Source organism: Idiomarina fontislapidosi, assembly GCF_003226255.1.
GTDB classification, from domain to species: domain Bacteria; phylum Pseudomonadota; class Gammaproteobacteria; order Enterobacterales; family Alteromonadaceae; genus Idiomarina; species Idiomarina fontislapidosi.
This window is the reverse complement of sequence record NZ_QJST01000006.1, coordinates 96,928-118,856: the sequence shown is the minus strand read 5'-3', so window position 1 is coordinate 118,856 and position 21,929 is coordinate 96,928. Positions and strand designations below refer to the sequence as shown.

Sequence of the window (21,929 nt, the reverse complement as noted above, 5' to 3'; positions counted from 1 at the left end):
CGTTTAATGACGGTGGTCCGGATACTCTTCTTGTAACGACTCTAAACGCCGCGTGATTGCCATCGGTGATTGGGTCTTCTGAGCCATCAGCATGTAAAGTGCGGGTATCACGAACAGCGTTAAGAACGCCGACAGCGCGACCCCAGCAAAAATGACCGTACCGATGACCATGCGGCTTTCAGAACCAGGTCCCGTGCCAACGATAAGCGGTACAGAACTCATCAACGTCGTAAAGGCGGTCATCACAATCGGACGCAAACGTTGACGTGATGCGGTAATCACCGCGTCGCGGAAAGAAAGTCCTGCATCACGTAACTGGTTGGCAAACTCGACAATCAAAATACCGTTCTTCGCCGCCAAACCAATCAACATGACAATACCGATTTGGCTATAGATATTAATGCTGTTGCCGGTTAAATACAGACCGATAAAAGCACCTACAATAGCAATCGGGACTGCCAGCATGATCACTAAAGGATGAATAAAGCTCTCAAACTGAGCCGCAAGCACAAGGAACGTGATAATTAATGCCAGACCAAAGACAAACACAATTGAGCTGCCACTTTCTTTATACAGCTGAGATTCGCCCTTGTAATCAACAGACACATTGTCTGGCAATTGTTCATCCACCACATTTTCAAGATAGCTAAGCGCGTCACCCAATGAGTAACCTTCCGCGAGATTCGCTTCGATCGTAACACTTCGCATACGGTTGTAGCGGTTCAACTGCGATGATGTTGCACGTTCGCTGACTTTAACCACATTGGACAATGGAATCAGCTCTCCGCTCTTACCCGATCGCACGTAAATGTTATCTATGGCGCTCGGACTGCGGTAATCGGCTTTCTCACCTTCAAGCATCACGTAGTACTCTTCACCGCGGTCAAGATAGGTGGTCACTCGGCGCTGTCCCAATATGGATTGCAGAGTGATACCGATATCTTCAACCGAAACACCCAGATCGGCGGCTCGCACCTCATCGACTTCGATTAACAATTGCGGCAAGGTTTCTTTATAATCACTGTCGACTTCCACCAGCCCTGGGTTCTTAGCGGCTTCCTCAATAACGATATCGCGGTACTCAGCTAGTTTCTCGTAGGTGTTGCCTTGCAATACAAATTGTACAGGACGACCACCGCCACCGCTGATACCGCTGCGCATGAACGCGAAAGCTTGGACACCCACAACTTGGTTAAGCTTTTTACGCATCTCTTCCATTAACTCGAAAGTAGACCAATCGCGTTCATCAAACGGTACCGCACCGACAATCGCGATACCCGCTGAATTACCCCAACCTGGCGCGCGAACAATGACTCGGTCAATCTTGTTTTGGTCGATATAGGGCAGAATGATTTGCTCTATCTCATCCATATGCTGTGAGTTCGACTCAAAACTCGCGCCTTCTGCGCCCTTTATACTGATATAGAAAGTTCCACGGTCTTCGGGTGGCGCAAATTCTTGCGGCACAAATTGCATTGCACCATAGCTCACCACACCACTCATAATCACCAGTACCAACGCCAACACAGGGCGTTTAATACTGCCTTCTAACAACGTTGTATATCTAGCCTCAAGCCATTTAAAAAACCGATCAAAAGCGATACCAAATTTACTAGAACGCTCTTTTTTATGGAGTATTTTTGAGCCCAGCATCGGTGTGAGTGTTAGCGCAGCGATACTCGAGAATGCCACTGCAGCCGCGATGGCAAGCGCAAACTCAGTAAACAACTTACCAATGTTACCCTCAAGAAACGCCAGCGGCACAAACACAGAAATCAGTACCAGCGTCGTCGCAATAACCGCAAAACCTACTTCTCGGGCACCGCGGTATGCTGCTAACAAGGGCGGCTCTCCCTCTTCAACACGTCGATAGATGTTTTCTAGCACAACAATCGAGTCATCAACGACCAAGCCTATCGCCAACACCAAAGCCAAGAGTGTGAGTAAGTTGATCGAGAAGCCAAGTGAGAACAGCACAATATACGATGCGATAATCGCTACCGGCACTGTTAACGCGGGAATAATCGTTGCGCGAATATTACCAAGAAATAGGTAGATCACCACAACCACCAACGCCATGGCGATCAGCAACGTATTGTAAACCTCATCAATCGAGCCTTTGATAAAAATGGATGAGTCATAACTCGTCGCCAAATACATGGTTTCGGGCAGTGTTTTTTCCAACGCGTCCATTTCTTTGCGGACATTCTCAACCACACTGAGCGTATTGGCTTTTGACTGCTTAATAATACCAATACCGACCATGTTGACACCGTTTCCTCGGAAATCGGTTTTATCATCTTCGGCACCGAGTTCAACACGTGCGACTTCGCCAAGCCGGACTAAATAACCATCCTCACCTTGCCGAATCACTAAGTTTCTGAAGTCCTCCTCAGAGAGGTAAGCCCGAGCCATTCGAACTGAAAACTCACGTTCAGTTGACTCCACTTCACCGGCGGGCAGTTCGATATTCTCCTCGCGTAAACGGTTCACAATATCAGTCACCGTTATCTGACGCGCCGCCATCGCATCACGATCGAGCCAAACACGCATAGCATAACGGCGGTCACCGCCAATACGCACACGCGCAACACCATCAACCACCGCAAGCCGATCAACAATGTAACGTTCCGCGTAGTCGGTCAGTTCGAGTATCGACATACTCTCACTGCGCAAGTTGTACCAAACGACGGTTGTCTCATCTGAAGACGCTTTGGATACTTCCGGTGGGTCCGATTCCTCGGGTAAGTTATCGAGCGCTCGCGATACGCGCTCACGAACGTCATTAGATGCCGCGTCGATATCACGTGCAAGGGTAAACTCAATACTGATCGACGAGTTTCCGGGCGCACTGCGCGAGGAGATGTTTTTAATCCCCTCGATACCGCTTATCCGTTCTTCAATCAGTTGGGTAACCTGTGTCTCAACAACCTCAGCACTTGCCCCTGGATAATCCGTACTAATCGTGACGACAGGCGCATCAATGTCTGGGAACTCTCGTAGCGGCAGCATTGTAAATGCAACAATACCGAAGATGATGAGTAGCACATTGACGACGGTGGCAAAGACTGGGCGTTTTACCGATACATCAGATAGTAACATGCCCTAGTCCTCCCTCACGTCGACTGGAATACCGTCGCGCAGTCGTACAAGACCCTCGACAATCACTTCATCACCCGGTTTTATGCCATCAACAATTTCAACCACACCCGGCTTACGGCGGCCTATGGTGACTTCGACCTGCTTAGCTCTGTTGTCAGGCGTAAGTATAAAGACGTACTGGCGGTTTTGAATTGGTAATAATGCCTTCTCGGGGAGAATTAAAGCTTCGTCAATACTGCGCAGCAATGTAATTTGCAACAACATACCTGGGCGCAAACGTTCGTCATCATTGCCTAGTTTAGCCCGAACCCGAACCGATCGAGTCACCGGATCGATGCGCGAATCGATACTGGTAATTCGCCCACGAAACTGCTCAGCTGGATAGGCACGATTACGAGCGATGACCTCTTGATCAACCGCAAGACTGGCGAAGTAACGTTCGGGAACACTAAAGTCGACTTTGATAGGTGAAATATCATCAAGTGTTGTAAAAATATCGCCAGGTGCAACCAGTGCACCAGGACTGACTTCACGAATACCCACTCGACCCGTAAAAGGCGCATAAATTTTCATCTCAGCGAGGGTCGCGTCGGCGACTTCAAGCTCCGCTTGAAGACGGTTAACTTCAACATCCTGTTCTTCTACTTGCTGTTGAGAGGCAGCATTTTGACGTCTTAACGAAGTTAAACGCTCAAGCTGGCGTTCCGCTTCGTTGAGACTGAATTGAAGTTGTTGTACGCGGGCGACCTCTTTGCGTGCGTTGAGCTCAGCAAGCAGTTGGCCTTGCTCGACCCGATCACCGCTATCAAAGTAGATAGCATCAACAATATCTTGCGTCTGAGAAGTAATCTCGACTGTCTCATTGGCCTGCGCCGTACCGAGCGCTTCAATCACATCGCGATATTCACTCATCGCCACGATTTGAGTTCGCACAGGAACACTGGGTTGAGACTGCTCCTCGACCTTTTTGGCTGGAGGGAAAGCAAAGAAATAAATCGCTAGTGCAATAAGAGCGATTACAACAAAGGTAATTGGATTAATCCAATTGCGGCGCGCCATACAATAACCTCGAGATCAACATCATCACAATAGGTCTATTGTATGAAAAACACCGCCCATTGGGCGGTGCATCTAACGAGTATGAACGTGAGTTAATCGCAAATGTTTCAAATTATGTCGCATTTAACGATGATATTGTGGGCTGTGCTTATGAACAGCCTCAATAAATGCTGCCGCGTGATCGGGATTAACCTCGGGATGAATACCATGTCCAAGATTAAACACATGGCCGCTGCCTTGCCCGTAACTTTCTAAAATTAACTGAACTTCTTCTTCAATACGCTGCGGCGAGGCATACAATACCGATGGGTCCATATTACCCTGCAGGGCAACTTGGTCACCAACACGCGCACGAGCATCAGACAGATCTGTTGTCCAATCCACACCGAGACCATCCGCGCCGCTTTGTGCCATAGCTTCCAACCACTGCCCACCATTTTTAGTGAACAACGTAACAGGCACGTGGTTACCATCTTGCTCACGAATTAAACCAGCGACGATTTTTTCCATGTAAGCGAGTGAAAACTGCTGATAATCGCGCGGCGATAACACACCACCCCAGGTATCAAAAATCATCACCGCCTGTGCGCCCGCTTTAATCTGTGCATTCAGATAATCAATCACTGAGTCAGCAAGCACGTTGAGTACGTGATGCATTAATTCAGGCTGAGCAAACAGCATCTTTTTTACTTTTGAGAAATTTTTGGTGCTGCCGCCCTCGACCATGTAGGTTGCCAATGTCCAAGGACTCCCCGAGAACCCTATCAAAGGCACTTTACCGTCCAACTCTTGACGAATCAGACTTACCGCATCGGTCACATAACGCAGCTCATCACTCATATCAGGTACAGCAAGCGCTTTCACGTCGGCTTCTGAACGAAGTGGTCGCGAAAACTTTGGACCTTCGCCTTGTTCAAAGTATAAGCCGAGCCCCATCGCATCAGGAATGGTCAAGATGTCACTGAATAAAATCGCGGCATCTAAATCAAATCGACGCAGTGGTTGTAGTGTAACTTCGCACGCCAATTCTGTGTTTTTGCACAATGACATAAAGTCACCCGCCTGTGCCCGAGTCGCCTTGTATTCTGGCAAGTATCGACCTGCTTGGCGCATCATCCAAATCGGTGTTCTATCTACCGGTTGTTTTTGTAATGCCTTTAAATAACGATCATTTTTTAACTCGGGCTTTCTCATAACGTCTTCCAACATCCAATTTACGAACTATTTTATCACTCTTGCCGAGCCTTGCCGATAGCGATTTCGATCAACCGATGGGCAATGGTTCCTTCAGGCGGTGTTTCGGGTAAATCATCGATAGCGAACCAGTCACCCGTCTCAAGTTCCACTGGATCAATATGCAAGTCACCTGCTTTCCATTCAGCGGTGAAACCCATCATCAAAGAATGTGGAAACGGCCAAGGTTGGCTCAATTGATATTCAAGGTTACACACCTCAATACCCGCTTCTTCATGAACCTCGCGAGCCAGAGCCTGCTCCAGCGATTCACCGGGCTCTACAAAGCCTGCCAGCACTGAATAAAGACCTGCTTTGTGCCGTTTCCCTCGAGCCAGTAGCAACGATGGACCCTTCGTTATGGCTACAATAATGCAAGGCGATACGCGCGGATAACAGCGATGGTTGCATTGCTGACAATGCATCGCTAGTTCCCAGTCGACGGCTTGCATGCGCGCACCACACCGTCCACAAAATCGATGCTGATTGATAAAGTCCATTATTTGGCGCGCTCGTCCTGCCATAGCAAACTGCTCTTCGTCATGAACAGACAGCAAGCTTCGCAGAGGAACAAACTCGCCATCGCTAAAAGCGGGGTCGTTCAAATCAGCGATCACAAGGTAACATGGGCGCTCACGCAACTCGCCTAAATAGACCACTGTATATTGAGACAGATCAGGAAAGTTAAGTGATGCCATCGGTCCCGAGGGAACGTTACCATTCTCGGTTACAAAAACATCACCCGCCGAGCAAATAAACCAACGTGCGGGTTCGTCTTTCGATGGTTTTACATAAGGCTTAACCACGTTACACTCCTTAGAGTAAAGATCGCCAATTTTGATTGAGAAAAGCATTCGACACCTTTACAGTATGTCGAAGATCTCATATCGGAGAACCCCATGTTAAAGAAAAGTGAGGAAGCACGCCAGCGTTGGGGCGGAGCTCATGAAAGCATTGACCAGTGGTTAATTGAACGACAGGATCTGTTGGTTAACTACTTTAAGCTAGCCGCCCTTCCTCCATACGAGGGTGTACGCAACGGCTTACCTGATGTCACTGACATTCGAGATTTTTGTGGTCAACTCGTTGACTATGTTTCTAGCGGCCATTTTGAAATTTATGAGCAGCTAATGAAGCAGGCAAGAGAAAATAAGCAACCCCTTGAGGCATTGCTCGAACAAGTATTTCCATTAATCAGTGATACGACTGAAATTGCCTTGGATTTTAATGACAATTACGGTGACATTGAATCAAATAATCATCTGAATCAATTTGACCGCGATCTATCTGCGCTCGGTGAAGCTATCGAATTACGCATGGAATTTGAGGACCAGCTGCTTCATCACCTCGAAAAACACGAAGCACTCTAGTTCTAACAAACCAGATTATAAAAACGGCCGCGATTGCGGCCGTTTTTTGTTAGTAATGACTTACTGTTGAGGTTGAGTCGACTCAGACTCTGCGTTGTCTTTTACGTCTAACAATTCAACGGTAAAGATAAGCGTTGAGTTAGGTGGAATCTGGCCACCGACTTCGCGATCACCGTAAGCGAGTTCTGATGGAATGACAAAACGATACTTTGCACCTTCCTTCATCAATTGAAGACCTTCAGTCCAACCAGGAATCACTCGATTCAGAGGAAAGACAGTCGGTTCGCCGCGCTCATATGAACTATCAAAGACTTCACCATTGACTAAAGTACCTTCATAGTGCACTTCGACAATATCCTCTTCGCTAGGACTGTCGCCGTCACCCGCTTCAATTACTTCATATTGAAGCCCAGATTCAGTCACTTGTACGCCTTCTTTTTTCGCGTTTTCCTCTTGGAAAGCCTCGCCTTCTTTCGCCGCTTTGCTTCCTAAGACATTCTTGCGCTGCTCCATTACTTTAGAACGGAGGTCATTAAGCAGTTTATCCGCTTCTTCGTCAGATAATTTATTCTCACCTTTCACCGCATCAACAAAGCCAGCGATAACCAGTTGACGGTCGAGCATCACTTCTGCTTTTTCTTGATCATCAAGGTTTCGAGCGACAAAACTACCCACTGACGAACCCAGCGCATAGGCCTGCTTTTCTTGTTCTGATTCGAGTTTTTTCTGGCTGACAGGATAAGGTTCTTGCTGCGAGCACGCAGTAATAGCCAGCGCAATAGCAGATAGCGCTAATGGTTTCATCATTCGGTTCATCTTTTTCTCCAATTAACATCCCGTAAAGTAATTGACTATGCCATAATCAAAATGTTCGGTCAGCCCCATACTACACAACACCATAAGGCTTGCCCATGAATATTAAGCAAAACGCCATATTCGCTCTTATTATCACAAGCTGCGCGATGCTGTTTGGCTGCACACCTGCACCGGAGCAGATCCATAAAAAAGCACATGCCGAAGCAGGCACTTATGTTGCAGATATAGCTGATGACGGCACATTCAGTGTCGTCGCAACTGACGGTAATGGCGTACTATTATGGCCGCGCTACGCGAACAATGCCAAGTACCAATGGCGGCAAGATGACGCTGATGTGTCACAAATTATTGCCGTGGATATCGGTGCAGATGGTCGCACAGTGGTCGCTGCTAGCCGCAAGGCGTTTAGCCTTTGGAGCGCTAAGGATGGTACAAATTTAGGGTATTGGCAATCGGGCGGAGCCGATATAGCTAATGTTGCGGTATCAAACAGTGGTAGCACCATTATATTAGGTCTTAATAACGGTACTCAAATCGCTTTCAATCCTGATTCAGGACGGCGGTTAGAGTTTTACGGCCATCAAGATGCAATAACTGACTTAGCCATTGCACCAAATGGTCGCTATGTCTTAAGCGGTAGCACTGACCAAACCGCTATTTTATGGTCAACAGAGTCAGGCCAGCCAATACATCAGTGGCAGCATGAAACTCGTCTCACTAAAGTTGCGTTGCACGCCGGCGGTCGCTTTGCACTCACCGCGGGCAGTTTAGACCAAGCCTATATTTGGGATGTCAATTCAGGCGAGCAAATTACGCAACTTGATATCATTGAGCGTGTTAGAATATTTAGCAGCGCACGTTTTAGTCAGTCAGGCGATTTCCTAATTACTGGCTCACCCTCACGGCAAGTCACCCTTTGGCGCAGCGAAACCGGTGAAGAGCTGAGAGCGTGGAACGTAGAATTACGGGACGACCACCGCCCCAATAATGCCGTCGTTTTATCGACCTGGCTTGATGAAAACACGGGCGTCATCATGAGCGAGAGCTCAGCAGGTTTTGGCGAATGGTGGCAACTTGAACCTAATTGGCAGCAGTAATATGAAAGATGTAGAACAATTACAAAACAGAATTGATAACCTCGAGTCACAGCTTGCATTTCAAGAAGATATTATCGACTCTCTCAATCAGCGTGTAACCGAACATAATAAAGAACTCGCTGAAGTCGCCCGACGAATGAAGTATCTCGGCGAGCGCTTACGTCAAATTCAGGACAATCAGTCCTCTCCTGATGCGGATCCAAGCGCTGAGCCACCGCCACCACATTATTGATCCTGAAGCGGTTATCCGCTATAACAGATGTTCACTCATTGTTAATAGGTTTTTATGTCTTCGAAGCATCCGATCATTGCGGTCACAGGTTCGTCGGGTTCTGGCACGACTACGACAGGCCAAGCACTTCGTCATATCTTTCGCTCGCTTGATGTATCCGCTGCGTTTGTTGAAGGCGATAGCTTTCACCGCTACTCTCGACCAGAAATGGATGTCGCTATTCGTAAGGCACAAGAGCAGGGTCGGCATATCAGCTACTTTGGTCCCGAAGCCAATGACTTTGAACGCCTTGAATCACTTTTTGAGGAGTACGGACGCACAGGCAGTGGCCAGATTCGTCGTTATCTTCATACCTTTGACGACGCTGTACCTTACAATCAAATGCCTGGCACCTTCACCCCGTGGGAGGATATGCCCGAGCACACCGATGCGCTATTTTACGAAGGCTTACATGGCGGCGTTTGCGGTGAAGGTTACGACGTAAGCCAGCACGTTGATTTATTAATCGGCATGGTGCCTATCGTCAACCTAGAGTGGATTCAAAAACTGGTACGCGACACGCAAGAACGCGGCCATTCACGTGAAGCAGTGACCACCAGTATTATTCGCAGCATGGAAGATTACATCTATCATATCGTGCCGCAATTTTCGCGGACACATATCAATTTCCAACGTGTGCCTACTGTCGATACATCGAACCCATTTAGCGCTAAAGAGATTCCCTCCCACGACGAGAGCTTTGTCGTTATTCGCTTTCGCGGCATGAAAAATGTCGATTTCCCGTATTACCTACAGATGATCGACGGCTCCTTTATGTCACGTACCAACACCTTAGTGGTGCCTGGAGGAAAGCAGGCGTTGGCGATGGAGCTAATTCTCACGCCGTTGATCGAACAAATTATCGAGCGCAAAACTCAACTACGTACCCAAGTTGACTGGCTCGATAACTAGATTACGATTCTTCCACTAACCAAAACGTGCGCGCATGAGCCGAACTGTCTTGTGCCAAGATACGTTGCAAGTAATTCATCACGTCAGGCAATTGTTGCTGAACACCATACGGTGGATTAACCCAAACATACCCACAGCCATATAAGCCTGTAGTAGGGTTGGGTTCTTTCACCATTAGCTCAATCGCTAAGGTTTTCGGCAATCCTGCTATATCACGCAGTTGGCGATAAAAATCACCGACCTTCTCGTCGTCTTTAAGCGGAAACCAAACAGCAAAACTACCCGCTGCCCAACGCTTAATGCCATGTTCAATAGCCGTGACAATATCATCGAACTCATGGACCGACTCAAACGGCGGATCAATCAGCACCAAGCCACGCTTTTCAGCGGGTGGCAACTTAGCCTTTAAAGCCTCGTAACCATCAAATGGTGCTAACACCTCTAACTGACTGTGTCGCTGCCCGCGTAAATTCTCTTTTAACGCCACGGCATCATCAGTATGTAATTCGCTGACTATGTGTCTATCGTGGGCTCGTAGCAGTTGCTGAACAACCCAAGGTGAACCTGGATATGCTGTCAGCTCGCCATGCTCATTCAGCTCTTTCACTATATTCAGGTAGGGTTCAACGAAAGCAGGTGCATCGGCATCATTCCAAAGCCGTCCAATACCCTCTGGGTACTCGTTGGTCTTGCCGGCTTGCTCAGAGGTCAGATCATACAGACCAATACCGCCATGGGTATCTAGCACGCAAATCGGCTTATTTTTCTGCTTGTAGTAGTCAATCGCGATAACCAGCAGAAGATGTTTAAATACGTCGGCAAAGTTACCGGCGTGATAAATATGTCGATAGTTCACGCTTCAATAATCTTATAACTGTGGCTCATCTCAACACTGGCTTCGAGCATTTTCGCCACTGAACAATATTTATCGGCAGACAACTTAACGGCTCTATCAACATGACTTTCGACAATCGCTTCACCCGTTACGATAAACTCTAAGTGCACTTTCTTGAACACTTTGGGTGTATCACTCACCCGCTCACCAACCACTCGACATTCGCAATGATGAACTGCTTGCCGTGCTTTTTGTAAAATGCTTACAACATCGACAGACGCACAACTGCCCGCCGCCACTAAAATGGCTTCCATGGGGCTTGCTGCCGTTTTGGCATGACCATCTAAGACCATTTGATGACCACTGCCCGACTCAGCTACAAAAGTCAGATCATCAAGCCACTTAACCGTCGCGTTCAAGGTATTATCAGACATAAATGAGATTAGCCTTTGGTATTCAGACGCTGATCAAAGAGGTTCTTCACCAAACCTACGAATTCAATAATAAACGTCTCTTGTTGTTCGGAGGGATGATTGTCGAGTACAGATGAGAGGATTTCTTCTAAATCATACATAATGGCGTCAGCTTCTCGCACAATGTCGAGCCGCGTATCTTGGTCGATATCGTTTTGCTCAAACAGCGCCATCATGTGCTGTGAGAGTTTCTCCTCAAGCACATCACGCAAGGTATAATTAGCACTACCTGCTGGCAACTTACGCTTTTCGAACAGCGGAAGTTGCTCAGTCAGATAGTGAATAAGTTCGACGTAACCGTCTGTCTCAGTAATCATTGAGATAACTTATTAAAATTTTAGTCCTGGCGCTAGTGTTTCTGGCAAACTTTGTGTGTCTGCTTCAACAGATGCAACAGGATAGGAGCAGTAATCCGCCGCATAATATGCGCTTGCACGGTGATTACCACTGGCTCCGATACCGCCAAATGGCGCGGCGCTGCTTGCTCCAGTAATCGGTTTATTCCAATTAACAATACCAGCACGGATATGCTTGAAGAAGTGACGGTAGGTTGCTTCATCATCACATAAGATACCTGCCGATAAACCATAGCGAGTATCGTTAGCTTTAGCGATCGCGTCATCCAGATCGTCAAACCGATAGACTTTAAGCAACGGACCGAAATACTCTTCATCAGGTGCGTCATCGACGCCAGACATATCAATAATACCCGGCGTCACAAAGCCAAGGTTGCTGTCCTTTTGCTTCAACTTCACCAGTGGCTTTCCACCGAGCTGCATGAGTTCATTCTGAGCATCAACCATTTGAGAGGCCGCTTTTGCCGAAATCATAGCGCCCATAAACGGTTGCGGATCGGCATCATAATCGTCAACCAAAATGTTTTCGGTAACCTCAACAAGACGGTCGAGTACCTTTCCACCTAACTCAGTATTCTCGATAAACAGTTTACGAGCACAAGTGCAGCGTTGACCTGAAGTAATAAACGCCGACTGAACAATATTGTGTACAGCCGCGTCGACATCACTGACATTGGTCACAATCAGAGGGTTATTACCGCCCATTTCCAACGCCAAAATCTTATCTGGACGTCCACCAAACTGCTTATGCAATAAGTGCCCCGTGTTCGAAGAGCCAGTGAAGTACAACCCGTCAATTTGCGGATGAACAGACAATGCTTTACCCGTCTCGACTTCGCCTTGAACAAGGTTGAGCACACCTGCTGGAAGGCCAGCTTCTTGCCAAAGTTCGACCGTCACTTGTGCGACGTGTGGTGTCAGTTCTGACGGTTTAAATACCACGGTGTTACCGGCAAGAAGTGCTGGAACGATGTGTCCGTTAGGCAAATGACCAGGGAAATTATAGGGTCCGTAAACAGCGACCACACCATGCGGCTTATGACGAATAAACGCCTTTGCGCCCGGCATTTCGTTTTCGACAGTCCCGGTGCGCTCTTTATATGCACGTTCAGAAATACCGACTTTACCAATCATAGCGCCGACTTCAGTACGGGTTTCCCATACGGGTTTACCGGTTTCTGCCGCCATCACACGTGCCAAACGCTCTTTATTTTGTTCAAGCAGTTCCGAGAACTTTTTGCAAATCGCGAGACGGTCATCGAATGACTTATGTGACCATTCTGGAAATGCCGCTCGAGCGGCCATCACTGCCGCCTCTACTTGTTGTTCAGAGGCGCTTTCGCCGCTCCAAACCACCTCGTTCCGGGCAGGATCAATTGACTTGAAGGTTTTCCCTTCGCCGGCGAGCCATTGATCATTAATAAACTGTACATTAGAACTCATCATTGTTCTCCTGTTACAGAGCCACGATACGCACTGTATCGCCCTCAGATAGATTCAATTTATCCGCTTGCTCAGTGCTTAATTGCACTTGGTCAGACCCGTCCACATGACGCACCTGAGCCGCTCTAAATGATTCGATTTGGGTGTTGCAGATGATATGCGGTGTCGCATTCTCTGCATCGACTGGTTTTTCAACCAATGTCACCTGTTTAATCACACTGTTACGTACGCTACGCAAGTTCTGAACTTCAGCTTCAACTGTCGGTCCAGCATCAAAAATATCGACAAAGCCACGGAATCTAAACCCTTCTGACTCCAACAACTTAAGCGCAGGTCGGGTATTGTCGTGCACTTTACCTATCACCGCACGCGCCTTTTCGGGCAACAGTGAGGTGTAGATAGGGTAGCGAGGCATTAACTCAGCGATAAAGGTTTTATCACCAATACCACTTAAATAATCCGCTTTTGGAAAATCCATTGAGAAGAAGTGCTCTTCCAACCAATCCCAAAACGGTGATGCGCCATCATCATCACACACGCCGCGCATTTCGGCGATCACCCAATCACTAAAACGCTGTTTAAACTGTGCTAAGAACAGCATGCGAAAACGTGACAACGTGCGACCGTTTAAGTTATGGCGATAGGGTTCACGCAAAAACAGTGTGCATAACTCAGACACACCTGTGTAATCGTTGCACAGCGACAGTGTTTCCAATGTGTTGTGAATATTCAGCTTTTCAGAGTGGTGAACCACCTTACCTAGGCGGTAATGCCAGAATGCTTCCGTCAATCCTACTGCGGCTTCAATACCACTCACACCGGCAATCTCGCCCGTTTCAGTATCTTCCATGACGAACAGGTAACTTTCATCTCCGGGCGTCGCTACATCTTGTTTAGCAAAAGCAGCCTGTGCTCGAGCGATACGACGCTCGAGCAGACCTTTATCAATTGGCAATGATGTAAACCCGTGCCCAGACTCTACCGCACAACTATAGAGTGCTTCGTAATCTGCTGCCTCTATCGGTCGAATAACCAACATAGCGGGCCCTCAATTAACCAACGACTTGAGCGACTGCTTGCTCAAAACGTTTAAGGCCTTCTTTGATATCCTCTTCTGGGATGATCAGCGAAGGTGTGAATCGAATAACGCTTGCGCCAGCAACCAATACCATGACGCCGTGCTCTTGCCCTGCAAGTAAGAAGTCACGCGCACGACCTTCAAATTGCTCGGTCAATTCAGCACCTAGCAAACAACCTTTACCACGCACCTCTTTAAATACGTTGTACTTCTCATTGATTGCAGCCAAATGCTCTTTGATCAGTGCTTCACGTTGCTTAACACCTTCAAGCACAGTCTCAGTATTAATCACATCAAATACCGCTTCTGAAACCGCACAGGCTAACGGGTTACCACCGTAGGTACTGCCATGCGTTCCTGGCTTGAGGTGCTCTGCAATCGCATCCGTGGTTAACATAGCACCGATAGGGAAGCCGCCACCCAGTGATTTTGCTGTGGTCAAAATATCGGGAGTCACACCCAATTGCTCGTATGCATACAAAGTACCGGTGCGACCGAAACCTGTTTGAACTTCATCAAAAATTAACAGTGCGTTGTGTTTATCACACAATTCACGTACTTGCTTCACGAAGTCTTGTGCAGGAGGTACCACACCGCCTTCACCTTGTAACGGCTCCATCATGACGGCACAAGTTTCGTCGTCGATGAGCTTCGCTAGGGCGTCCGCATCGTTATAAGGTACATGCTCAATTGCGCCTGGTTTTGGACCAAAGCCTTCAGAATAAGCAGGCTGGCCACCGACTGTCACGGTAAAGAACGTACGTCCGTGAAAGCCTTTAGTAAAGGCGATGATTTTTTGTTTCTTTTCGCCGTAGACATCAATTGCCCAACGACGTGCAAGTTTGAGTGCCGCTTCGTTTGCTTCAGCACCTGAGTTGGCGTAATACACACGGTCGGCAAAGGTTGCATCGGTTAACTTTTTAGCTAAGCGAATCGCCGGCTCGTTAGTAAAGACGTTACTCAAATGCCATAATTTTTGGCTTTGCTCTTGTAACGCATTTACCATTGCCGGGTGGCAATGACCTAGACAGTTAACGGCGATACCACCAGCAAAATCAATGTACTCTTTTCCCGCCTGGTCCCAAACGCGCGAACCCTCACCTTTAACAGGTACCATTTGAGCGGGGTTATAGTTGGGCACCATCACGTCATTGAACATCTCACGTGTTACGGGCATTGTTGCTGAATTATCTGTCATTGCTCACTTCCTTATCGCTCAACGCGAATTAGTTAACTTAACAATCACGAAGGATTTTAAAGACCATATTATGCCAAAATTTGAGCAATTTGTCTGTGTAATTGGGGAGTAAATCGGGCGAAAGCCGAGTTATGCAGTAGTTTTGCAAAGAATACGAATAACTATCCACGCAGAGCCATTAAACTAGAATGATTAAGCATTATTTTTTTCACTCTAATCAGCGCTACATTCAAAAATAACTTTTATTATAGCCTGCAAGTGAGAATAACACCGCTCTTTTCACTAGTCGGGTACATTAAAACGTGGGCGCTTGAGATTTAGTGTATTCAACTCAGCAATCAATGTTGCGTCAACATCGTAGCGCTTCAGCAAGTGTGAACCCTCTTCTACAGACGCCAACTCAACCTCGCGCAACATACGAAACTCACAAAAGGCATTGGCTTGTGCCAGCACTTTGGCGTAGTCCGAGTCAAAATCCCTGACATTTTTAGCTTGATGAAAGTTCTGCAAATGCTGACTAATCGGCACGCGCTGCAACCCCCAGCCCTCAGACACGATGTAGCTCACGCGTTTATCCTGCTCTAACATAAGATTTCGTAAAAAGCGTTCATCAGGCGTAATGTTAACCAGCGCGCTGTGGCGATCCGGGCTGCTGTCGCTAATCGACTCCATTGCCATTTCACGCTGCACATCATCAAACACCCGTAAATAAAGCTTAGTAAGCGCGATTTTTCCAAGCTCGTGAAACATCCCCAGCGTGTAGGCAAGCACGGGATCCTTCAACTTTCGTGTTTCGGCAATCGCTTGGGCGATAATCGCTGTACCCAACGAGTGTTCCCATACCTTGCGACGAAACAAGGTGAATGGCTGTGTTGATGGTGGAAGCCAATATTGCATGATATAAGCAGGCGTGAGTAAGCGAAGGTTTTCGCTCCCCATAAAGCTCATTGCGGTACGTAGATTCTCTAATTTTACTTTTTTGCTTTGTCGCCGCTGGTCAATAAATGGAGGTTGATTCACGGTTTTGAGCACACCATTGTGAAACCAGTCCATACCTTGAGCAATATCCTCAATTCGACGCATTGAGGCCGCCTTAGTACTCAAGATATCAAGTAAATCAGGCAACTTGTCTGGGAGAGGAATTAGCTTTTCACGGATAAAATCTCGATCATCAAGCTGGTTTAAGATGCGGCGATAGATGTTTTCGTGTAGCTCATCAGAGACCCTGTCCTGATAACGTTGACGTGCTTTTGCAAGACGCTCTCGTTCATCGTAATTTATTTGCTCAACTTGCAACAGTCTGCGCTTCTGTTCCTGAGTTTCGTTTTCAACACCATTAGCTTTATCACGACTTTTGCGCGCGAATGGGAAACTAATTAAGTAATTGATAAAACGCTTTTCGAGACGAAATGCGGGGTCTTTGCTCCCTCCTTCGGTCGATACAGCAAAAAAATCAAACATTTAGCGGTATACCCTTGTTTAAAAGATACTGAATTTGAAAAGACACGCACTCGTTGATGAATATACCATGTTACCGGTTAACGATAGTTAAAAAGTTATTAATGATGTGATGCCCAGACTGGGTTAACACCGACTCTGGATGAAATTGAACACCAAATATGGGCAACTGCTTGTGTCTCATTCCCATCACTTCAACACCAAACTCATCGGTCTCAACCCAAGCATCTACCAGGAAGTCGGTCGAGAGACTCTGTTGGTCAACAATTAACGAGTGATAACGCGTGACTTCCAGAGGAGACGCCACGCCTCTATATAGTCCTTCGCCGTCATGGTTTATCGTCGATACTTTACCATGCATAACACGCGGTGCTCTGACTACTTGCGCCCCCCACACTTGCGCAATTGCTTGGTGTCCAAGGCATACGCCCAAAATTGGGATATTGTGCGCACACGCGTCTATCGCCGCTAACGAGATCCCAGACTCATTTGGGCTGCACGGCCCTGGTGAAATGACCAAGGCACGCGGTTGGCGTGCCAGCAAATCCGTTAGTGAAATAGCATCATTCCGGACAACCCAAACCGATTCACCCAGCTCTTCAAAATAGCGCGCTAAGTTATGGGTAAACGAGTCATAGTTATCGATTAACGCGATCACGCGCCATCACCTCACTGACCAGGGTACTGGACAAAGCCAACGGCTTTGTAAACATCGGCAAGCGTTTGGTGAGCTGCCTCGCGGGCTTTGTCTGCGCCCTTTTTCATCACCTGGTTCAAAAATTCACGGTCGTTACGCATCTCATGATAGCGCTGTTGAATCGGCTCAAGCATTGTCACAACAGCTTCAGCAACGTCTTTCTTCAAGTGACCATACATTTTGTCTTCGTATTCTGGCACCAACTCATCAATGCTACGACCCGTTGCCGCCGACATAATACTGAGTAGATTCGAAACGCCAGGCTTTTCTTGCTGATCAAAATAGATACGCGCTTGCTCGTCAGAATCGGTAACCGCTTTCTTAATCTTCTTAAGAATTTTCTTCGGATCTTCCAATAAGCCAACATAATTATTCGGGTTGTCGTCTGATTTTGACATTTTCTTTGTCGGATCTTGCAACGACATCACACGCGCACCCACTTTGGGAATCATTGGTTCGGGAATCTTAAAGACATCACCGTACAAGTTGTTGAAGCGCTCCGCGACATTTCGCGCCAATTCAAGGTGTTGCTTCTGATCATCACCCACCGGCACTTCATTCGCTTGGTAAAGTAAAATATCTGCTGCCATCAACGCTGGGTAGGTAAATAAACCGGCATTGATGTTATTCGCATGGCGTTGGGACTTATCCTTAAACTGCGTCATGCGGTTAAGTTCACCCATTTGTGTATAGCAATTTAAGATCCACGCCAGCTGCGCGTGCTCAGGAACATGCGACTGAATGAACACAGTGCTTTGTTCAGGATCAAGACCGCAGGCCAAATACAACGCCAAACCATCAAGCGTGGCTTCTTGGAGTTTTTCAGGCTCTTGACGCACAGTGATAGCGTGCAGGTCAACTAACATAAATTTGCAGTCGTGCGTCGCTTGCATATTAACCCACTGACGCAATGCACCAATATAGTTACCAATTGACAGTTGACCTGACGGCTGACAGCCACTTAATACGATAGGTTTCGACATCTTAATTTGCTTCCTAACTAGGTAATTTGATTCGCTTTAATATTTTGTTTCATGGTGCGAATGACCTCAGCATAGTCATCGGCATTAAAAATCGCAGATCCCGCAACGAACATATCGGCGCCTGCCTTAGCAATCTCACCAATGTTATCGCAATTAACGCCACCATCAACTTCAAGTCGAATATCACGGCCACTGGCATCGATGCGCTTGCGCACTTCGCGCAGCTTATCCAACGTAGCAGGAATAAATTTCTGTCCACCAAAGCCAGGATTCACCGACATCAACAATATTAAATCGACTTTATCCATGACGTAATCCAGATAATGCAAAGGAGTCGCCGGATTAAATACGAGCCCGGCTTGGCAACCATGCTCTTTGATTGCTTGTAGAGTGCGGTCTACATGCTCAGACGCTTCTGGATGAAATGAAATAATTGAAGCACCCGCAGCCGCAAAATCGGGAACAATACGATCCACTGGCTTAACCATTAAATGCACATCGATCGGAGCGGTCACACCGTAATCGCGTAACGCTTTACAGACCATCGGACCGATGGTCAGGTTGGGCACATAGTGGTTGTCCATCACATCAAAGTGAATAACATCTGCGCCAGCAGCTAACACATTATTCACCTCTTCACCGAGGCGGGCAAAATCAGCTGATAAGATAGATGGTGCAATTAACGGCTGCATGGGTCATCTCCGTTTATAAAAGTGCGCGCATTATAGCACCGAAAAGAAGACAAAAAAATTCGTAATCACGACTAGCATTTTTAGCATTTCGCTGATAAATTAATCAGAATTGTTAATGATAAAGGTATAGACCATGAAAACATCCGCTAAATATGCAGCCGCTGCTGCCGGCGTGATACTCACGGCATCAGCCGCAATTGCGCTGAGCCAAGGTCCTGCTTTTGTCAGTAATCAAGCAGCCAACTCAACTCAACGTTGCGAAGTAATACTCAATGCGTCAGAGCTAGAGAAATCGAGTGAGCAATGCCAAGCGCCAAGCACGCAAGTCACTTGGGCCAACTGGCTCAGAGGCGAGAGTCGTTCAACACAATTTCACTTCTTCGATTTACTCGAGTTGCTGTTCAGTTCATCTGAAGAGCGCGCGTCGCAGCAAAGCTCCAGTTACAACGGTCAAACATCGCTCTAATCATTAGACGATGCGATTCCCTTCATTAATGAGCCAAAGTTCAATATTACAAACGCTATTGAGCGTTGTTGCCGCATTTTTTGGTGTTCAAACCGACAAAAACCGCCAACGCGACTTTAACAAAAGGAGTCCTGTTCCTTTCATTGTAGTCGGCATTGTATTGGCGGCTTTGTTAGTCATCGGCGTTATGCTGATAGTGAAGTGGGTGTTAGCCACCCACGCTTAACGACCCATTTATTCGGCAATACCACTGTGACGCAGTAATGCGCTAATTTCTGGCTCACGCCCTCTAAATTCTTTAAATAACTCCGCAGCGGGCTGGCTTCCACCACGTTCAAGAATTGCATGTAAGAATTCACGTCCCGTAGCTTCATCAAAGATGCCGTTTTCCTCGAACTTAGCAAACGCATCAGCCGAAAGCACCTCTGCCCACTTGTAGCTGTAGTACCCTGCGGCATAGCCGCCAGCGAAAATATGTCCAAAGCTATGCTGGAAGCGATTATAGTCCGGCGGCATACGAACCGACACGCGCTCGCGCACTTGATGCAGCACGCCCGCAATATCCGCACCTTTCTCGCTGTCAAACTCGCTATGAAGTTGCATATCAAACAGCGAAAACTCGAGCTGCCTAACCATTTGCATGGCTGACTGGAAATTGCGAGCAGCTAACATATTATCAAGCAACGACTGAGGCAGGGGTTCACCGGTTTCGTAGTGACCAGAGATAATACCGAGTGCTTCAGGCTCCCAGCACCAGTTTTCCAAAAACTGACTCGGCAACTCGACCGCATCCCATTCCACACCATCGATACCGGACACACCCGCTGTATCGACTTGGGTAAGCATGTGATGCAGCCCATGACCAAATTCATGGAACAACGTTAACACTTCATCATGTGTAAATAGCGCAGGCTTATTGCCCACCGGCTTACTAAAGTTACAGGTTAGGAAGGCAACAGGGTATTGGGTTTCACCCTCGACAGTGCGATTTCTTCCTACAAAGTCAGCCATCCAAGCGCCGCCTCGTTTACCCGCTCGCGCATACAAATCCATGTAGAAAAAGCCACGGGTTTCATCGTCGGCATCCTTAATTTCATAAAAACGTACCGTTGGGTGATACGTTTCTACATCGGTTCGCTCGCTGATATGCATCCCGAACAGTCGCTGCACGACACTAAACAGACCATCGACAACCTTATGCTCGGGGAAGTAGGGCTTCAGTTGTTCATCTGAAATTGCGTACTGTGACTGCTTTAACTGTTCGCTGTAATAAGGCACGTCCCACGCATCGAGAGATTCAACCGACTTCGCTTTGGCAAAGTCTTCGATCGCTTGATAGTCACGTTTAGCTTGGTCAATTGAGCGTTCGGCGAGGTCGTTCAAGAACGACATCACGTGCTGAGGTGACTCGGCCATTTTTGTTGCTAACGACATCTGCGCGTAATCATCAAACCCAAGTAAGTTCGCAAGTTCATGGCGAAGCGCCAAGGTTTCGTTCATTACTTCAGAATTATCATACTCGCCTGCGTTTGGACCGACGTCCGACGCACGTGTTACGAAAGCCTGATACATTGCCTTGCGAAACTCCGCATCATCCGCATAAAGCATCACAGGTAAGTAACTCGGGATATCTAAGGTGAATAACCAACCGGTTTTTTCAGCCTCGTCGGCCGCCTCTTTGGCAGCCTCAATCGCGCTATCAGGCAAGCCTTTTAACTGAGCTTCGTCGGTGACCTGATAATGCCATGCATGGGTCGCATCGAGTAAGTTGTTGCTAAAGGTAGACGATAACTCAGAGAGACGACTGGTGATTTCTGCGTAACGTTTCTTTTTACTGTCAGGTAAGTCAACGCCTGATAATTTGAAGTCGCGCAAGGTGTCGTTGATTAACTTACGCTGCGCTACTGAGAGCGCTGTAAATTCCTCACTGTCTGCAAACGTGCGATAGGCTGCAAATAAGCCTTGATGTTGGCCAACATAGGTCGCGTATTCAGATAACTTACCCAAGCATGCATCATGTGCAGTGCGCAATTCGGGTTCACTCATAACGGAATTTAAATGTGACACCGGCGCCCAGACTTTCTGGATGCGCTCATCCGCTTTCTGGAGCGGTTCAACCAATGTGGTCCAAGTCAATTGATTAGCGGCTAACACCTCTTCAATGGCATTTTTCGCATCGCTAATTACTTGTTCAACAGCCAGCTCAATATGAGCGGGCTGAATCGCTGAAAATTTTGGCAGTGCATTGTGGCTATCAGCCACTTCAAGTAGCGGGTTTGACATTACGACTCATCCCTATAAAAACATTTTGATTTAACTCTTATATTGGGCAGTTTGTCCAATCTTCAACCATAAACACTGATTTTCTTACACGCTTGAGGTATGCTTTT

General features: G+C 47.3%; 22 protein-coding genes. 6 read left to right on the top strand and 16 right to left on the bottom strand.

From position 1 onward, the window contains the following. Positions 1-3: 3 nt before the first annotated feature. The 4 genes from DFP83_RS08025 to nudC all read right to left on the bottom strand — a co-directional run bounded on the left by DFP83_RS08025 (position 4) and on the right by nudC (position 6,200). Positions 4-3,102 (bottom strand): efflux RND transporter permease subunit, encoded by a 3,099-nt coding sequence (locus DFP83_RS08025; RefSeq protein ID WP_110574625.1) that lies wholly within the window; start codon positions 3,100-3,102, stop codon positions 4-6. A gap of 3 nt (positions 3,103-3,105) precedes the next feature. Beyond that, the gene (locus DFP83_RS08020; protein WP_110574624.1) at positions 3,106-4,161 is read right to left on the bottom strand and encodes an efflux RND transporter periplasmic adaptor subunit; all 1,056 of its coding nucleotides are present in this window, start codon (positions 4,159-4,161) and stop codon (positions 3,106-3,108) included. A 123-nt stretch (positions 4,162-4,284) separates the two neighbouring features. Next, the gene (gene hemE / locus DFP83_RS08015) at positions 4,285-5,355 is read right to left on the bottom strand and encodes a uroporphyrinogen decarboxylase (protein WP_110574622.1); all 1,071 of its coding nucleotides are present in this window, start codon (positions 5,353-5,355) and stop codon (positions 4,285-4,287) included. 35 nt (positions 5,356-5,390) lie between these two features. Further along, the gene (nudC, locus tag DFP83_RS08010) at positions 5,391-6,200 is read right to left on the bottom strand and encodes an NAD(+) diphosphatase (RefSeq protein WP_110574688.1); all 810 of its coding nucleotides are present in this window, start codon (positions 6,198-6,200) and stop codon (positions 5,391-5,393) included. Positions 6,201-6,293: 93 nt separating this feature from the next. Between nudC and rsd the strand changes: the two genes are divergently transcribed. After that, positions 6,294-6,764 carry a sigma D regulator gene (rsd, locus tag DFP83_RS08005; protein WP_110574620.1) on the top strand — a complete coding sequence of 157 codons (471 nt, stop codon included), beginning with the start codon at positions 6,294-6,296 and terminating at the stop codon, positions 6,762-6,764. A gap of 60 nt (positions 6,765-6,824) precedes the next feature. Here rsd and fkpA read toward each other — a convergent pair whose 3' ends face one another. Further along, positions 6,825-7,580 (bottom strand): FKBP-type peptidyl-prolyl cis-trans isomerase, encoded by a 756-nt coding sequence (fkpA, locus tag DFP83_RS08000; RefSeq protein WP_110574618.1) that lies wholly within the window; start codon positions 7,578-7,580, stop codon positions 6,825-6,827. 95 nt (positions 7,581-7,675) lie between these two features. Between fkpA and DFP83_RS07995 the strand changes: the two genes are divergently transcribed. The 3 genes from DFP83_RS07995 to DFP83_RS07985 are packed head-to-tail and all read left to right on the top strand — an operon-like array spanning position 7,676 to position 9,860. Continuing rightward, positions 7,676-8,677: a WD40 repeat domain-containing protein gene (locus tag DFP83_RS07995; protein ID WP_110574616.1), complete on the top strand. Its 1,002-nt coding sequence runs from the start codon at positions 7,676-7,678 to the stop codon at positions 8,675-8,677. Position 8,678: 1 nt separating this feature from the next. Continuing rightward, entirely contained in the window at positions 8,679-8,909 is a 231-nt protein-coding gene (locus DFP83_RS07990) for a SlyX family protein (RefSeq protein ID WP_110574615.1), read from the top strand. Between the two features lie 54 nt (positions 8,910-8,963). After that, positions 8,964-9,860, top strand: coding sequence for a phosphoribulokinase (locus DFP83_RS07985; RefSeq protein ID WP_110574613.1), 897 nt, complete (start codon positions 8,964-8,966; stop codon positions 9,858-9,860). 1 nt (position 9,861) lies between these two features. Here the strand turns inward: DFP83_RS07985 and DFP83_RS07980 are convergent, their stop codons facing one another. The 10 genes from DFP83_RS07980 to rpe all read right to left on the bottom strand — a co-directional run bounded on the left by DFP83_RS07980 (position 9,862) and on the right by rpe (position 19,073). Next, complete coding sequence (locus DFP83_RS07980; protein WP_110574611.1) at positions 9,862-10,716, bottom strand: 23S rRNA (adenine(2030)-N(6))-methyltransferase RlmJ; 855 nt, start codon at positions 10,714-10,716, stop codon at positions 9,862-9,864. Then, positions 10,713-11,129, bottom strand: a complete 417-nt coding sequence (locus DFP83_RS07975) for an OsmC family protein (protein WP_110574609.1) — start codon at positions 11,127-11,129, stop codon at positions 10,713-10,715. Before DFP83_RS07975 ends, DFP83_RS07980 begins: the two co-directional genes overlap by 4 nt. Before the next feature lie 8 nt (positions 11,130-11,137). Continuing rightward, on the bottom strand, positions 11,138-11,485 hold the full coding sequence (locus tag DFP83_RS07970) for a DUF3802 family protein (RefSeq protein ID WP_110574607.1): 348 nt from the start codon (positions 11,483-11,485) through the stop codon (positions 11,138-11,140). Positions 11,486-11,497: 12 nt separating this feature from the next. Then, positions 11,498-12,967, bottom strand: a complete 1,470-nt coding sequence (gene astD / locus DFP83_RS07965) for a succinylglutamate-semialdehyde dehydrogenase (RefSeq protein WP_110574605.1) — start codon at positions 12,965-12,967, stop codon at positions 11,498-11,500. Between the two features lie 13 nt (positions 12,968-12,980). Further along, positions 12,981-14,006, bottom strand: a complete 1,026-nt coding sequence (gene astA / locus DFP83_RS07960; RefSeq protein WP_110574604.1) for an arginine N-succinyltransferase — start codon at positions 14,004-14,006, stop codon at positions 12,981-12,983. A gap of 13 nt (positions 14,007-14,019) precedes the next feature. After that, positions 14,020-15,222 carry an aspartate aminotransferase family protein gene (locus DFP83_RS07955; RefSeq protein WP_110574686.1) on the bottom strand — a complete coding sequence of 401 codons (1,203 nt, stop codon included), beginning with the start codon at positions 15,220-15,222 and terminating at the stop codon, positions 14,020-14,022. A gap of 303 nt (positions 15,223-15,525) precedes the next feature. Next, positions 15,526-16,704, bottom strand: coding sequence for an HDOD domain-containing protein (locus tag DFP83_RS07950; RefSeq protein ID WP_110574602.1), 1,179 nt, complete (start codon positions 16,702-16,704; stop codon positions 15,526-15,528). A 70-nt stretch (positions 16,705-16,774) separates the two neighbouring features. Then, on the bottom strand, positions 16,775-17,359 hold the full coding sequence (locus DFP83_RS07945) for an anthranilate synthase component II (protein WP_110574600.1): 585 nt from the start codon (positions 17,357-17,359) through the stop codon (positions 16,775-16,777). 11 nt (positions 17,360-17,370) lie between these two features. Then, positions 17,371-18,381 carry a tryptophan--tRNA ligase gene (gene trpS / locus DFP83_RS07940; protein WP_110574598.1) on the bottom strand — a complete coding sequence of 337 codons (1,011 nt, stop codon included), beginning with the start codon at positions 18,379-18,381 and terminating at the stop codon, positions 17,371-17,373. Positions 18,382-18,398: 17 nt separating this feature from the next. Continuing rightward, a complete protein-coding gene (gene rpe / locus DFP83_RS07935; RefSeq protein WP_110574596.1) occupies positions 18,399-19,073 on the bottom strand; it encodes a ribulose-phosphate 3-epimerase in 675 nt (224 codons plus the stop codon). A 133-nt stretch (positions 19,074-19,206) separates the two neighbouring features. On the opposite strand from rpe, the gene DFP83_RS07930 reads away from it, so the two are divergent. Both DFP83_RS07930 and DFP83_RS07925 read left to right on the top strand, forming a co-directional pair. Further along, positions 19,207-19,539: a hypothetical protein gene (locus tag DFP83_RS07930; RefSeq protein ID WP_110574594.1), complete on the top strand. Its 333-nt coding sequence runs from the start codon at positions 19,207-19,209 to the stop codon at positions 19,537-19,539. 28 nt (positions 19,540-19,567) lie between these two features. Then, the gene (locus DFP83_RS07925; RefSeq protein ID WP_110574592.1) at positions 19,568-19,765 is read left to right on the top strand and encodes a DUF2970 domain-containing protein; all 198 of its coding nucleotides are present in this window, start codon (positions 19,568-19,570) and stop codon (positions 19,763-19,765) included. 8 nt (positions 19,766-19,773) lie between these two features. Here the strand turns inward: DFP83_RS07925 and prlC are convergent, their stop codons facing one another. Continuing rightward, positions 19,774-21,822, bottom strand: coding sequence for an oligopeptidase A (gene prlC / locus DFP83_RS07920; protein ID WP_110574590.1), 2,049 nt, complete (start codon positions 21,820-21,822; stop codon positions 19,774-19,776). Positions 21,823-21,929: the final 107 nt, after the last annotated feature.